At 70.0% G+C, this 13,133-nt stretch carries 14 protein-coding genes; 7 read left to right on the top strand and 7 right to left on the bottom strand.

Annotated features, from left to right (window positions below; translation table 11 throughout):
• Positions 1 to 126 precede the first annotated feature (126 nt).
• Together FZ988_RS15380 and FZ988_RS15375 are read right to left on the bottom strand one after the other, a co-directional pair.
• Positions 127 to 2,442: a heavy metal translocating P-type ATPase gene (locus tag FZ988_RS15380; RefSeq protein ID WP_149204905.1), complete on the bottom strand. Its 2,316-nt coding sequence runs from the start codon at positions 2,440 to 2,442 to the stop codon at positions 127 to 129.
• Between the two features lie 103 nt (positions 2,443 to 2,545).
• The gene (locus FZ988_RS15375; protein ID WP_149204904.1) at positions 2,546 to 2,758 is read right to left on the bottom strand and encodes a heavy-metal-associated domain-containing protein; all 213 of its coding nucleotides are present in this window, start codon (positions 2,756 to 2,758) and stop codon (positions 2,546 to 2,548) included.
• Positions 2,759 to 3,004: 246 nt separating this feature from the next.
• Here FZ988_RS15375 and FZ988_RS15370 point away from each other — a divergent pair, with 246 nt between their 5' ends.
• Both FZ988_RS15370 and FZ988_RS15365 read left to right on the top strand, forming a co-directional pair.
• Complete coding sequence (locus FZ988_RS15370; protein ID WP_246169555.1) at positions 3,005 to 3,226, top strand: hypothetical protein; 222 nt, start codon at positions 3,005 to 3,007, stop codon at positions 3,224 to 3,226.
• Positions 3,223 to 3,507 carry a DUF2933 domain-containing protein gene (locus FZ988_RS15365; protein ID WP_149204902.1) on the top strand — a complete coding sequence of 95 codons (285 nt, stop codon included), beginning with the start codon at positions 3,223 to 3,225 and terminating at the stop codon, positions 3,505 to 3,507. The genes FZ988_RS15370 and FZ988_RS15365 overlap by 4 nt, the downstream gene beginning before the upstream one ends.
• A 58-nt stretch (positions 3,508 to 3,565) precedes the next feature.
• Here FZ988_RS15365 and FZ988_RS15360 read toward each other — a convergent pair whose 3' ends face one another.
• Together FZ988_RS15360 and FZ988_RS15355 are read right to left on the bottom strand one after the other, a co-directional pair.
• Positions 3,566 to 4,696 carry a sensor histidine kinase gene (locus tag FZ988_RS15360; RefSeq protein WP_149204901.1) on the bottom strand — a complete coding sequence of 377 codons (1,131 nt, stop codon included), beginning with the start codon at positions 4,694 to 4,696 and terminating at the stop codon, positions 3,566 to 3,568.
• Positions 4,693 to 5,418, bottom strand: coding sequence for a response regulator (locus FZ988_RS15355; protein WP_149204900.1), 726 nt, complete (start codon positions 5,416 to 5,418; stop codon positions 4,693 to 4,695). The genes FZ988_RS15360 and FZ988_RS15355 overlap by 4 nt, the downstream gene beginning before the upstream one ends.
• Positions 5,419 to 5,560: 142 nt before the next feature.
• On the opposite strand from FZ988_RS15355, the gene FZ988_RS15350 reads away from it, so the two are divergent.
• The 5 genes from FZ988_RS15350 to FZ988_RS15330 all read left to right on the top strand — a co-directional run bounded on the left by FZ988_RS15350 (position 5,561) and on the right by FZ988_RS15330 (position 10,822).
• Positions 5,561 to 5,869, top strand: a complete 309-nt coding sequence (locus tag FZ988_RS15350; RefSeq protein WP_149204899.1) for a thioredoxin family protein — start codon at positions 5,561 to 5,563, stop codon at positions 5,867 to 5,869.
• 1 nt (position 5,870) lies between these two features.
• Positions 5,871 to 6,821, top strand: coding sequence for a cytochrome c biogenesis CcdA family protein (locus FZ988_RS15345; protein WP_149204898.1), 951 nt, complete (start codon positions 5,871 to 5,873; stop codon positions 6,819 to 6,821).
• Positions 6,818 to 7,444, top strand: coding sequence for a peroxiredoxin family protein (locus FZ988_RS15340; RefSeq protein WP_149204897.1), 627 nt, complete (start codon positions 6,818 to 6,820; stop codon positions 7,442 to 7,444). The genes FZ988_RS15345 and FZ988_RS15340 overlap by 4 nt, the downstream gene beginning before the upstream one ends.
• Positions 7,445 to 8,106: 662 nt before the next feature.
• Positions 8,107 to 10,569 (top strand): heavy metal translocating P-type ATPase, encoded by a 2,463-nt coding sequence (locus FZ988_RS15335; protein WP_149204896.1) that lies wholly within the window; start codon positions 8,107 to 8,109, stop codon positions 10,567 to 10,569.
• An 88-nt stretch (positions 10,570 to 10,657) separates the two neighbouring features.
• Positions 10,658 to 10,822 (top strand): YHS domain-containing protein, encoded by a 165-nt coding sequence (locus FZ988_RS15330; RefSeq protein WP_149204895.1) that lies wholly within the window; start codon positions 10,658 to 10,660, stop codon positions 10,820 to 10,822.
• Position 10,823: 1 nt separating this feature from the next.
• On the opposite strand, the gene FZ988_RS15325 is transcribed toward FZ988_RS15330, so the two are convergent.
• The 3 genes from FZ988_RS15325 to FZ988_RS15315 all read right to left on the bottom strand — a co-directional run bounded on the left by FZ988_RS15325 (position 10,824) and on the right by FZ988_RS15315 (position 13,010).
• Positions 10,824 to 12,263 carry a multicopper oxidase family protein gene (locus FZ988_RS15325; RefSeq protein ID WP_246169554.1) on the bottom strand — a complete coding sequence of 480 codons (1,440 nt, stop codon included), beginning with the start codon at positions 12,261 to 12,263 and terminating at the stop codon, positions 10,824 to 10,826.
• Positions 12,264 to 12,295: 32 nt separating this feature from the next.
• Positions 12,296 to 12,565, bottom strand: a complete 270-nt coding sequence (locus tag FZ988_RS15320) for an SHOCT domain-containing protein (protein WP_246169553.1) — start codon at positions 12,563 to 12,565, stop codon at positions 12,296 to 12,298.
• Between the two features lie 211 nt (positions 12,566 to 12,776).
• The gene (locus tag FZ988_RS15315) at positions 12,777 to 13,010 is read right to left on the bottom strand and encodes a hypothetical protein (protein WP_149204893.1); all 234 of its coding nucleotides are present in this window, start codon (positions 13,008 to 13,010) and stop codon (positions 12,777 to 12,779) included.
• Positions 13,011 to 13,133: the final 123 nt, after the last annotated feature.

Below are 13,133 nucleotides of genomic sequence, written 5' to 3'. Positions count from 1 at the left end.
TACTACGCTGCCCACAGCCTCACGCCAACAGCGGAGGTCTCACACCAGTGAGTCTCCGGACACGCCGGGGCGGTTCAGGTGGGCTGACCGGTCGTCCCAGGGGGCAGGGGCGACCGGTCAGCGGTCCTAGGGGGTTTGCTGCGACCAGGCGGCGAACTTGCGCAGCCGCAGCGAGTTGGACACCACGAAGACGCTCGAGAACGCCATCGCGGCCCCGGCGATCAAGGGGTTGAGTCGGCCGGAGGCAGCCAGCGGGATCGCGGCGACGTTGTAGGCCAGGGCCCAGAAGAGGTTCCCCTTGATGGTGGACAGGGTCCGGCGGGCCAGGCGGATCGCGTCGGCCGCCGAGCGGAGGTCTCCCCGGACCAGGGTCAGGTCCGAGGCCTCGATGGCGGCGTCGGTGCCGGTACCCATGGACAGGCCCAGGTCGGCCTGGGCAAGGGCGGCGGCATCGTTGACGCCGTCGCCCACCATCGCGACCACGCGCCCCTCACCCTGCAGGCGGGTGACCACAGCCACCTTGTCCTCGGGCAGGACCTCGGCGATCACGTCGGTGACGCCGAGCTGGGCGGCCACGGCCTGCGCGGCGCGCGTGTTGTCGCCGGTGAGGAGGATGGGGGTCAGCCCGAGGCTCCTGAGCTGACTGATCGCCTCGACCGAGGTGGGCTTGATGGTGTCGGAGACGACCAGGACCGCGCGTGCGCTGCCTTCCCAGCCGACCGTCACCGCGGTGCGTCCGGCCGCCTCGGCTTCGTCGATCGCTGCGGACAGCTCCGCAGGCACCGCCAAGCCCTCGTCCTCCAGCCAGGAGGCGCGGCCCGCGAGGACTCGTCGGCCCTCGACGGTGCCGGTCACACCGCGGCCCGCCGTGTTGGCGAACTCGGACACCGATCCCAGGACGACTCCCAGATCCGTGGCGCCTGCGGCGATCGCTGCGGCGATGGGGTGCTCGGAGGCGTTCTCGAGAGTTGCGGCGAGGTACAGCGCCTCACCTGCTTCGGCTCCGTCCGCAGGCACCACATGGACGAGAGACATGCGGCCGGTGGTCACGGTCCCGGTCTTGTCCAGGACGATGGTGTCCACCTTCCGGGTGGACTCCAGCACCTCGGGGCCCTTGATGAGCACACCGAGCTGGGCGCCGCGGCCCGTGCCGACGAGCAATGCGGTCGGAGTGGCCAGGCCCAGGGCGCACGGGCAGGCGATGATCAGCACGGCGACGGCGGCGGTGAACGCCGAGACGACGTCACCGGTCAGGCCGAGCCAGAAGCCCAGGGTGCCGACCGACAGGGCGATGACGATCGGCACGAACACCGCGGAGAGCCGGTCGGCGAGCCGCTGGACCGCGGCCTTGCCGGACTGCGCGTCCACGACCAGGCGCGCGATCTGGGCGAGCTTGGTGTCGGCACCCACCCGGGTGGCCTCGACCACGAGCCGCCCGCCGGCGTTGACGGTTGCACCGGTGACCGGGTCACCGGGCCCCACCTCGACGGGGACGGACTCTCCGGTCAGCAGCGCCGCGTCGATCGCGGAGGTGCCCTCCACGACCACGCCATCCGTGGCGACCTTCTCCCCGGGCCGAATCACGAACCGGTCCCCGACGCCGAGCTGCTCGATCGGTACCCGGACCTCGACCTGGCCGTCGGGTCCCGGCCGGAGGATCGCCACGTCCTTGGCGCCGAGCTCGAGAAGAGCCCGCAGCGCAGCACCGGAGCGGCGCTTGGCATGGGCCTCGAAGTAGCGACCCAGGAGGATGAACACGGCCAGGGCCGCGGCGATCTCGAGGTAGATCTCGGAGGAGCCGGCACCTGGCTCGGGGAAGAGCGTGAAGTCCATCCGCATACCGGGCATGCCTGCCTCGCCCAGGAACAGCGCCCAGAGGGACCAGGCGAACGCCGCCAGGACCCCCATGGAGATCAGGGTGTCCATGGTCGCGGTCGCGTGCCGCAGGTTCTTCCAGGCGGCGCGATGGAACGGCAGCGCGCCCCACACCACGACCGGCGCCGCGAGCGTGAGGGACAGCCACTGCCAGTTGTCGAACTGCAGCGGTGGCACCATGGCCAGCGCCAGCACAGGCACGGTCAGCACGGCCGAGATCACCAGGCGTCGACGCAGGCTGTCGACCGGGTCCTCGGACGTCGGACCCGCGTCTGCCCGGGTGCTGGCTCCCTCCCCCTGCGGGGCCTCAGGTGGCGCCGGCGGGGCCGCCGTGTAGCCGGCGTCCTCGACGGCCCGGATGAGCTGGTCGAGCGAGATCGCGGGCGGAAAGCGGACCTTGGCCGATTCCATCGCGAAGTTCACACTCGCGCTGACGCCGTCGATCTTGTTGAGCTTCTTCTCGATGCGGGCCGCGCAGGAGGCGCAGGTCATGCCGCCGATGGCGAGCTCGACCGAGGACGTCGTCTCGGTCGAGTCGTTCGGGCTCGTGGTACCGGTGGTCGTCATGGTCGTCGTCAACCTCCGATCGCGTTGCCGAGTGCGAGCGATGCTGCGAAGACCAGCCCCAGCCCGAGCGCGTAAGCGCCCAGACGCGCCATGGCGCCGCCCTTCACGAGCTCACTCCCGTGACTGCGTAGCCGGCCTCATCGACCGCGGCCGCCACGAGGGCCGAGTCGACAGGCATGTCGCTGGTGATCGTCACGCGTCCGGTCTCCAGGTCGACCTTCACGAGCTGGACGCCCTCCACCTTGACCACCTCCTTGGTGATGGACGCGACGCAGTGTCCGCAGGTCATCCCCGCTACGTCATACGTGGTGGTCATGGAAGTGCCCTTCGTCGGAGGTCAGGGTGCCGGGCCCGGCGCAGCGGTTCCGCTGGGGGCGTTCGACGACGCTAACCGGCTGTCGGGCCGGAAGACTCGGGGCATAGGGCCCTTCGAGGGGATCTTCAGCGACTCTTCATGGATCGGCGCTCGGTTCTTGATGCCGGCTGATGAGGGTTGACCTCGGGCGCCACCCGGTGCCTGATCGAATGGTGGGAGATCGCGATGGGTCCGTGGTGCACGCAGATGAGTGCGGGTGGCTGGGTCTCGATGATCATCTTCTGGGTGGTCGTGGTGGGGCTCGTCCTGTGGGCGGTCGGTCGGCTCTTCCCGGCTCAGGTGCCGAGCGACCCGCGGGTGCTGCTCGACGCGCGTCTGGCCTCCGGCGAGATCACCCCTGAGGCCTACCGGTCGATCCGTGACGAGCTCGACGGGCATACGGCCGCCGGGACGAAGGGAAGTCGATGAAGGGTCACCTGAAGCACATGCTCATCGGAGGGGGCGCGATCCTGGTGGTACTCCTCCTGGTCGGCGTGAGCGTCCGTGACGCACTGCCCTGGGCGGTCCTGCTCGCCTGTCCGCTGATGATGGTCGGCATGATGTTCATGATGAGTCGCGGCATGGGCGCGAAGGGCGGCGCGGCCCACCAGCACGGTCCGCACTGCGCCACGGACGAGACGAAGGACGTCCCCCGTGCCGATCAGAACGCCTGGGTGCCTCCCGCACAGGAAGGGCGGGTCGCCCGCTGACGGATGAAGGGCGAGGGGTACCCGTCGGGCCGTCCCTCGCCCTTCACCCGCGTGAGCCTCACGCTCGCCGCAGCACCGTAGCGGGCAGGACGATCTCGAAGGTCGCTCCGTTTCCGAGGCCGTCGCTGTGCGCCTCGACCGTCCCTCCGTGCGCCTGGACGATCGCACGGACGATCGCCAGCCCGATGCCCGAACCTCCGTGGTCTCGGTCGCGGGCCGTGTCGACCCGGTAGAAGCGCTCGAAGACATGCGGCAGGTGGTCGGCATCGATGCCCTCACCGTCATCCGCGACACCGAGGCGGAGACGCCCGTCCTCGAGGCGGTCGGCGCTCATCACTACGGTGCCTTCGCGGGGCGTGTGCCGCAGCGCGTTGTCCAGCAGGTTGCCCAGCACCTGACCGAACCGGGCCCGGTCGACGGCAACGGTCGGTAGTCCGGCCCCGAGGTCGACCTCGAGCGCGACTCCGGCGCCGGCGTAGCGGTCCTGGGCCGCGTCGCGGGCGCTGGTGACCAGGACCTCCGCCGTTGTGGGTTCGAGCACCAGAGCGAGGTCTCCGCCCTCGGCACGAGTGACAGCGGCCAGGTCCTCAGCCAGCCGTGCCAGGCGCGCGCCCTGGTCCCTCAGCACGGCGACCGTCTGCGGCGTCAGCTCCGTGACGCCGTCCTCGAGGCCCTCCAAGTACGCCCCGAGAACCGCCACCGGAGTGCGCACCTCGTGGGCGACGTCCGCCAGCAACCGGCGTCGCAGCGCCTCGCTCTCCTCCAGCTGGGTCGCCATGTTGTTGAAGGACGCAGCGAGCTGCTCGAACTCGGCGCCCAGCCGAGGGCTGGTCACCCGCGAGTCGAGATGGCCAGCCGCGATCCTGGACGTTGCCATGGAGAGCGTCCCGAGCGACCCGGCGATGCGCTGGGTGAGGAACAGGCTCACCGCCAGGGATGCGATCACCGACATGGCGAGGGCGATCGCCAGGGCCATGGTGCTCGCTGAGCGGAAGGCCTCCTCGGCGTGCAGCACAGCGGCGGCCTCCTCGTTGAGGCCAGCCTGGAGCATATGTTGGTGAAAGACGGCCGGCCCGATCGCACCGGCGACAATCCAGGCAGTCAGGCCGCCGGCCAGCACGACCAGCGCCAGCGCCGTCAGCAAGCGTGTGGCCAGGCCCGGGGCGGTCGTCCGGGCGCGCCGGGTCACCCGCCCGTCCCGATCCGGTAACCAACGCCGCGGACCGTGCGGATGAAGCGCTGAGCCTCCACCGTGTCCCGGAGCTTCTGGCGCACGTGCAGCACGTGCACGTCCACCAGGTGCTCGTCGCCGACCCAGTTGTCGCCCCAGACCGCCTCGATGAGCACCCGCCGGCTGAAGACGACGTGCGGGCTGCGGGCCAACGCCGCGAGCACGTCGAACTCCGTCCGGGTGAGCGGGACCTCCTCGCCGTCGAGGTGCACCTCACGCGCGAGGAGGTCGATGGACAGTCCACCGATCCGCAACGGCTCCGCGGGAGGGACCAGGACGCCCGATGTGCGCCGGGGCCTGCGCATCAGCACCCCGATGCGGGCGAGCAGCTCACGGGGGCTGAAGGGTTTGGTCATGTAGTCGTCGGCGCCCACGGAGAGCCCGATCAAGGTGTCGATCTCCTCCGAGCGGGCGGTGAGCATCACCACGTAGCAGTCGGAGAACGTACGCAGCTGCCGGCACACCTCGATCCCGTCGAGTCGCGGCAGGCCGAGGTCCAGCACCACGACGTCGGGGTCGACCGCGCGAGCAGCCTCGACCCCCGCCGGCCCGTCGAACGCGGTGTGCACCTCGAAGCCGTCGCGCTCCAAGTAGCCGGCGACGAGCTTCGCCAGCGCCTCCTCGTCGTCGACCACCAGGGCACGTCGCATGGGCGTCTTGTCTTGGGCCATGACGACCATTGTGTCTTCCCGGGGCGCGCAGACCCGTCCTCCGAGCGCCTGAGCGAGCAGCCTTCATCGAACGTTGATCGAACGGCGACGTGAGGCCAGCACGCAGCGGCCAACCTGAGAGCGGCCAGAACGCCCACCGAGGGAGAGCCCAGTGAACGACACAGCGACGTCGCCTGCGCAGGTGACAGTCGTCCATGCCCCGGCATGCCACTACTGCGACGACGCCATCCAGGTGCTCACCGAGCTGGCTGGCACGCATCCGATCGACCTCAAGGTGGTGGAGCTGGACTCGACCGAGGGTGCACTCCTGGCGGCCCGGCACCGCCCGGCCATGAACCCTCTCGTCCTGATCGACGGTCGGTTCTTCAGCTCCGGGCGCCTACCGCGCAAGAAGCTGCTCAAGATGCTGGCCGCTCGAGACTCCGACGCCTCTCCGCACGACGTGCTGCGGGGGGCGTGACATGGGCACCGAGCTCCTGACCACGGGCAGCATCATCGCGGCGTTCTTCGCCGGTGGCGTCGCCCTGTTCGCCCCCTGCTGCATCGTGTTCCTCGCCCCCAGCTACCTCGCCGGCGCGGTCAAGAACCGCCGCTGGCGGCTGCTGCCCCTGACGTTCATCTTCGCCGCCGGGCTCGCCCTCGTCCTGGTCCCCATCACCCTCGGCATGAGCCTGCTCTCCGGTGCCATCGCCCGCTACCACGGCCCCCTGTACATCGCCGGCGGCCTCCTCATGATCGCGTTGGCGGTGCTGGCCCTCTCGGGCAAGATGTGGTCGCTGCCGAGCGTCCTTCGGGCACCGGACACGAGCCGCGGGGACTCAGCGAGCTTCTTCGCCCTCGGCGTCTTCTCCGGGGTCGCATCGAGCTGCTGCGCGCCGGTGCTCGCCGGCGTCATGACGCTGTCGGTGCTGTCGGGCTCACCCGCCGGAGGCTTGGCTCTCGGCCTGGCGTACGTGTTCGGGATGGTCTTCCCTCTCTTCGTCATGGCCCTGATCTGGGACAAGGCCAAGCTGGGCGAGAAGAAGCTCCTCCGCGCCAAGCTCGTGCGGATGCGCGTGGCCGGACGCGTGGTGGTGACCAACACCGTGAACATCGCCGTCGCCGTCGGGTTCGCGATCATGGGCGTCTTCATCATCGCCCTCGCCGATGACACCGACATGACCGGCGGCACCCGCGCACAGGACATGGCCGCCAGCACGCTCACCGATGTCTTCCTTGCCGTCCAGCGATTCGTCAGCCCGGTTCCCGAACCCGTCCTCGGGCTCGGTCTGCTGGCCCTCGTCGGGGTGTTCGTGTGGGCCACCTTGTCCGAACGCCGCCGCCGGGCCGACCGTGCCCTCGCGCTCGACGAGGCGACTCCTGCGACGCCTTCCTGCCACGACACGACCACCGACCAAGGAACACTGCGATGACCTCAGGATCCGCCACCCGCCGCCTTGCCGAACGCCAGCAGAAGCTCGACGAGATCAAGCACGAGCAGGAGCGGGCCTCCGCGCGGCGCCGCCGCATCGGTCTCGCTGCCTGGGGCGCCGGTCTCCTCATCATCGTCACGCTGGTGACCGCGGCCCTGCTGACCTCACGCCCCGTGGTCTCAGCGGACACACGAACGGCGCCAGGGTTCACCTTGCCCACCTCGGACGGTCGCTCGGTGTCTCTGTCCTCGCTGCGTGGATCACCGGTCATCCTCTACTTCAACGAGGGCGCCGGCTGCGACTCGTGCCTGCTGCAGATGGCCGAGATCGAGAAGGAGCCGGGCTTCGCCGAGGCCGGCATCACCGTGCTGCCGATCGTGATGAACACCGCCGACCAGATCAACGCCGACCGGGAACGCCTGGGCGTGACGACCCCGTTCCTCCTGGACGACGGCACGACCTCCGAGGCCTACGGCGTCCTGGGCACCGGGATGCACGAGGGCCTGCCCGGGCACGGCTTCGTGCTCGTCGACGCCGAAGGCGTCCAGCAGTGGTACGGCAACTACCCCTCGATGTGGCTCGAACCGAAGGACCTGCTCGACGAGGCACTGAGCCGGCTCTAGAAGACGGAGCCGCACCGGATGAACCACACCAGACAGCAGCACCACCACCTGAGAAGAAGGAGTGACGATGAGCGGTTGTTGCCAGGAGAACGGCATGAAGGACCAGTGCTGCCGCAGCGAGTCCCCGAACCAGTCGGGCGCGTCGGACGTGGCGGTTGCCGAGTCGGCCCGCGAAGGCCATGACTGTGCCGGCCACCAGCGCGAGGAGGTCACCACTCACAACTGAGCGCCTGGCGTTGCTCGTCGTCGGCCCGGTTCCCTTGACGGGGGACCGGGCCGTTCGCATGGTGGCCTACCTCAGCGCCGACGCCGCCACTGGCCGTGGCCACGGTCCCGGTCGGCGACATGCCCAACGGGATCTCCTACAGCTCTCGCCGAGTGACCGCGGGCATGCCGACAACCGTGGAGATCGAGGTTCCCGATTATGCCGACGGTGACGAAGATGGGCACGAGGACCAGGACGAGGAAGAGGGCCACGAGTGACTAGCCGCTGGCGCTTGGACGCCTCGACGGCGTCCTGCGCGGTCCCTGACGAGCGCTCTTCATCGAATCTCTATCAGCCATGGGAACGGAGCCCGGTCCTTCGGAGTTTACTCGGACGAAAGATACCCCCCGGGGGTAATTACTACCCCTGGTCGGCCGGCAGAGAGGTGGTTTCGACCATGAAGGTGGAGACGACGGTCCTCGAGGTGGGCGGCCTGCACTGGGCGACGTCCGAGGCGATCGTGGAGCGGGCTCTGGCGAGGCGGCCGGGAGTCCTCGGCGTGCAGGCCAGCGCATCGTCGCAGACGGCGAATGTGACCTACGACGCCGATGCCACGTGCTTGGCTCAGCTCGTGGGGTGGGTGACCGAGTGCGGGTACCACTGCCAGGGCCGGTCCGTGCCGCAGCACGTGTGCGAGCCGATGGAGGAGGAGGAGTCCGATCCTGCTGGTCCGCACCACCACGACGCCGGCGGCACCGGGGGAGAGGCCGTAGCGGTCACCTCGGGCGCGGGGCATGACCATGGGACGCACGCCGGGCACCAGGGGTCCCGAGCAGGGTCGATGTCAGCCCACGAGGCGATGGGTCACGGTGGTCACCACGGGGGCGGGTCGATGGCGGAGATGGCGCGCGACATGCGCAACCGCTTCCTCGTCGCGCTCCTGCTGTCGATCCCGATCACCCTGTGGTCGCCGATCGGGCGGGAGTTGGTCGGGTTCTCCGCGGACACCCCCTTCGGGCTGCGCGACGACGTCTTCGCCCTCGTGCTGTCGCTGCCGGTGATTTTCTGGTCGGCGTGGATCTTCTTCGACGGCGCGTACCGGGCCCTACGCGCGCGGACGCTGGACATGATGGTCCTGGTCGCTGTCGGGGTGGGCACCGGGTGGCTCTACAGCCTGGGTGTGACGTTCACCGGTGGCGGCGAGGTCTTCTACGAAGCGGCCACGGTCCTGACCACCTTCGTGCTCTTGGGGCACTGGGTCGAGATGCGGGCCCGCGGCGGCGCGAACGACGCCGTGCGGACGCTCCTGGAGCTTGCGCCGGCACGCGCCGTTGTCCTGCGGGACGGGGCAGAGCTCGAGATCCCGACCGCCGAGGTCGTGGTCGGGGACCTCGTGCTCGTGCGGCCAGGTGCGAAGGTGCCCGTGGACGGCGTCGTCGAGGAGGGCGAGTCCGAGATCGACGAGTCCATGGTCACGGGCGAGAGCCTGCCGGTGGCCAAGGGCCCAGGGGCAACGGTCATCGGGGCGTCGATCAACACCACCGGCAGCCTGCGGGTCCGGGCCGCCAAGGTGGGCTCGGACACCGCGCTGGCGCAGATCGTCGCGATGGTCCAGGAGGCTCAGAACTCCAAGGCGCCCGGGCAACGGCTCGCAGACCGGGCGGCGTTCTGGCTCGTCCTGGTGGCTTTGATCGGGGGCACGGGGACCTTCCTGGCCTGGTGGCTGTCCGGGGCCAGTGTCCCGACCGCCATGCTCTTCGCCATCACGGTGGTCGTCATCACCTGCCCTGACGCCCTCGGTCTGGCCACGCCGACCGCCATCATGGTGGGCACCGGCCTGGGCGCTCGCCGGGGTGTTCTCTTCAAGAACGCGACGGCGCTGGAGACCTCCGCCCGCATCGACACCGTGGTGATGGACAAGACCGGGACGCTCACCAAGGGCGAGCCCGAGGTCACCGACCTCATGGTCGACGAGCTTCCGGAGGACGAGGTCCTGGCGCTGGCTGCCGCCGTGGAGCGTGAGTCCGAGCACCCTCTGGCGCTGGCCATCGTCGCGCGCGCGGCCGACCGGGGACTGGCTGTCCCGCCCGCGACGGACTTCCGCAACGTGCCCGGGCACGGCGCGACAGCGACGGTGGACGGGCACCGTGTGCTGGTAGGCAACCCGCGGCTGCTGGCTGCCGAAGGCGTGCCGGCCGGGCCCTTGTCCCAGTGGCGTGACGACCTGGCCGCCTCGGGCCGCACGTCTGTCCTGGTGGCCGTGGACGGGCGCCTGGTCGGAGTGATCGGCCTGGCTGACGCTGTCCGCGACACTGCTGCGGCGGCTGTCGCCGCCCTGCATGACGCGGGCATCGAGGTCGTGATGCTCACCGGCGACAACGAGGCCACCGCACGGCGCATCGCCGGGCAGCTCGGGATCGACACCGTCATCGCCGAGGTCCTGCCGGGGGACAAGTCCGCGAAAGTCGGCGAGCTGCAGCGTGCCGGCCGTCGCGTCGCGATGGTCGGCGACGGCGTGAACGACGCACCGGCGCTGGCCAAGGCGGACATCGGCATCGCGATCGGCGCCGGCACGGACGTCGCGATCGAGACCGCCGACGTGGTGCTCATGCGGTCGGATCCGCTGGACGTGCCGGTGGCCCTCCGGATCGGCCGCGGGACGCTGCGCAAGATGCGGCAGAACCTGGGGTGGGCGATCGGCTACAACGCGCTCGCGCTGCCCATCGCGGCCGGAGTCTTCTACCCCTCGATGGGTCTGTCGTTGAGCCCGGAGATCGCCGCGCTGTCGATGTCCGGATCGTCGGTCATCGTGGCCGTCAACGCCCTTCTCCTCAAGAGGCTGCGCCTGCCGGCGGCTGTGCCTGGGCCGACCCGAGCGGCGGAGCAGGTGCGGGCTGCCGAACCTGTGATCACGCGTTGACGGCCGACGGCGTCGGGGACCGCCGACAGGCGCCCGCGCCGGCCGACGGCCAGACTCGAACCATGACCGACGAGAAGGGTGCGCAGCCATGACGACCAGCGAGACGACCTTCACCGACCCCGTGTGCGGGATGACGGTGGACCCTGCGACGGCAGCTGCCGCCGCCGAGCACGAAGGCCAGACGTACTACTTCTGCTCGAAGGGCTGCCAGAAGAGCTTCGTGGCTGACCCCGGACAGTTCCTGGCGTCGTAGCTCAACGCGGGGAGGCCTCGACGGTCCCCATCATTCCCGCGTCCTCGTGGTCGAGGATGTGGCAGTGGTACACGGTCCTTCCGGAGAAGCTCGCGAACCGGATGCGGACCACGGCCTCGCCGCGGGCAGGGACGTTCACGACGTCCCGCCACACCGGCTCGGCGGAGCTGGCGCCGTTGACCTCGATCACCTGCATGGGCCACACGTGCAGGTGGAACGGGTGGTCCATCGGCGTCGGGTTGCGGATGGTCCACTCCTCCACCGAGCCTGTCGCGACGCTCTGGTCGATCCGGTCGGCGTCGAAGGGCAGGCCGTCGAAGCCGAGAGCCATCATGGCGCCCATCCCGCCGTGACCGCCCATGGTGAAGGTGATCTCGCGGCGGCGGTCGGGCTTGCTCTGGCGCAGGTCGGGGTCTGCAGGTCGGCGTGCGGCGGGCTGCGGTTCATCGGTGCCGTCGCCCTGCACGACGAGTCTCGCGAGGGTGCGCGGCCCTGACGGGCTCTGCCCGGACATCATGCCCATCATCGGGCCGCCGCGGTCGTGTCCCAGCGTGCCTAGTTCGGTCGTCCCCGCCTGCATCCGGACGAGGAGGTCGGCCCGGTTGCCTGGGGCCAGCAGGACCTCGTCGACGTCGCGCGGGGTGGCCTCGTGGCCGGAGTCGATGCCCAGGAGCTGCATCTGCTGACCGGGGAGGGCCAGGCGCAGGTAGCGCGAGGTGCAGGCGTTGACCACACGCCAGCGTTCCCGCTGCCCGGGTCGTGCGGTGATCGTCGGTTCGAGCTGGCCGTTGACCAGGACGAGATCTCCTTCACGTCCCATCATCCGCTCGGCCGCGCTGGCACCGCGGACCTCGCCCGTCCTCGTGAGTGAGATGTCGGAGATCACGAGCACCCGCTCTCGTGCGCCTGGGACGTCCTCGTCCTCCACGAGGATCGTGCCGTAGAGCCCGCCGAAGATCTGGTCCGCGACGTGCCCGTGCCGGTGCGGGTGGTACCAGAAGACACCGGTGGGATGGTCTGCGGGCACGTCGAAGCGATAGTCGAACGTCTCCGAGGGGCCGATGCTCAGGAGCGCGTTGTCGGAGGTGCCCTTCGGGGACACGTGCAGACCATGGGTATGGAGGTTGGTCGGTGACCCGAGGCGGTTCTCGAGGCTCACCTCGATCCGGTCGCCGGGCCGGACCCGCCAGGTCTGACCCGGGACACGGCCGTTGTAGCTCAGGGCGCGAGCGCGGCGTCCCGCCAGGACGACCTCCTGCTCGCCGGCGACAAGGTTCACGCGGAGCAAGCCGTTCGTGCTGCGGAGCGTCTCCGGTTCCATGAGACCCCGCGGCGCGGCGACCGTCGCTGCACCGGGGACGCCCGCGGGAGCCCACGGCGCCCCATACCGGGCGACACCCACGCCTCCCACCGCGACGCTCAGCGCGCCGAGGGTGCCCATCTGCAGCACCTGACGCCGGGTGAGCGGCTCCACTACCCGTCGCCTCGCATGACTCTGAGGCGCTCCTCGTACTCCGCCGTGTCGATCTCGCCGCGGGCATAGCGCTCGTCGAGGATCGCTCGAGCGCGATGCCGCGCCGAGTCCGCTTCCTGGTGCCCGCTGGAACGTCGGCTCCCGTCGGTGGCGAGGCGCACGATCAGGACGATCAGCGCCACGACGCCGGCCAGAAGGAGCAGCCCGAACAGCCAGCCCCAGCCCATGCCCGCGCCCATGTCCATCCAGTACCGCGTCATCGTTCTCATCGAGCTCAACCCTCTCGTCGACCCCAGGCATCGAGCCTCGAAGTGCTCGAGGCCTTGGGATACCCGCGGGGGTATCAACGGTAAGTCTCGTTCACCTCGACAGCGACGTCTTGGACACGACCTGCACAAGGACTTCATCGCCTTCATCAGCGCTTCATAGAGATGCAGCACCACGCCGTGCGAAGGCGCGGCGTGCCTGATGCAGTCAGCCTCAGTCCGGCACGTGGCGGATCAGGCGTGCCTTGTCCAGGGCGGTCCGAGGAATCTGGTCGACCAGCTCGACGCTCACGCTCACAGCCGCACCGGCAGCTCGCAGCGCGTCGTCGACCGCGGTCCGGACGTGCTCGCTCGACAGGGGAGTGCTCGTGGGCACGACGAGCACCCGCAGGTCGCTCTCCCCGTGCTGGACCACCTGCCACGCGGCGGCATCCAAGTCATCGAGCACGGCGCGGAAGACGCCCGGGTGAATCGACACGGGCCCGGACGGACCCGGCAGGCTCAGGACGTCGTGCTCACGTCCTTCGACCGCTTCGAGGACCCGGAAGGGCAGCCCGCAGCCGCAAGGCTC

It is taken from the genome of Actinotalea subterranea (assembly GCF_008364845.1).
GTDB classification, from domain to species: domain Bacteria; phylum Actinomycetota; class Actinomycetes; order Actinomycetales; family Cellulomonadaceae; genus Actinotalea; species Actinotalea subterranea.
The sequence above is the reverse complement of the archived record's forward strand: the minus strand, read 5'-3'. Positions and strand labels throughout refer to the sequence as shown.

Bases quoted from the DNA above. Each gene is read 5' to 3' on its own strand.
- FZ988_RS15380 (WP_149204905.1), bottom strand. From the start codon at position 2,442: ATGACGACCACCGGTACCACGAGCCCGAACGACTCGACCGAGACGACG.
- FZ988_RS15375 (WP_149204904.1), bottom strand. From the start codon at position 2,758: ATGACCACCACGTATGACGTAGCGGGGATGACCTGCGGACACTGCGTC.
- FZ988_RS15370 (WP_246169555.1), top strand. From the start codon at position 3,005: ATGAGTGCGGGTGGCTGGGTCTCGATGATCATCTTCTGGGTGGTCGTG.
- FZ988_RS15365 (WP_149204902.1), top strand. From the start codon at position 3,223: ATGAAGGGTCACCTGAAGCACATGCTCATCGGAGGGGGCGCGATCCTG.
- FZ988_RS15355 (WP_149204900.1), bottom strand. From the start codon at position 5,418: ATGGTCGTCATGGCCCAAGACAAGACGCCCATGCGACGTGCCCTGGTG.
- FZ988_RS15345 (WP_149204898.1), top strand. From the start codon at position 5,871: ATGGGCACCGAGCTCCTGACCACGGGCAGCATCATCGCGGCGTTCTTC.
- FZ988_RS15340 (WP_149204897.1), top strand. From the start codon at position 6,818: ATGACCTCAGGATCCGCCACCCGCCGCCTTGCCGAACGCCAGCAGAAG.
- FZ988_RS15335 (WP_149204896.1), top strand. From the start codon at position 8,107: ATGAAGGTGGAGACGACGGTCCTCGAGGTGGGCGGCCTGCACTGGGCG.
- FZ988_RS15330 (WP_149204895.1), top strand. From the start codon at position 10,658: ATGACGACCAGCGAGACGACCTTCACCGACCCCGTGTGCGGGATGACG.
- FZ988_RS15325 (WP_246169554.1), bottom strand. From the start codon at position 12,263: ATGGGCACCCTCGGCGCGCTGAGCGTCGCGGTGGGAGGCGTGGGTGTC.
- FZ988_RS15320 (WP_246169553.1), bottom strand. From the start codon at position 12,565: ATGAGAACGATGACGCGGTACTGGATGGACATGGGCGCGGGCATGGGC.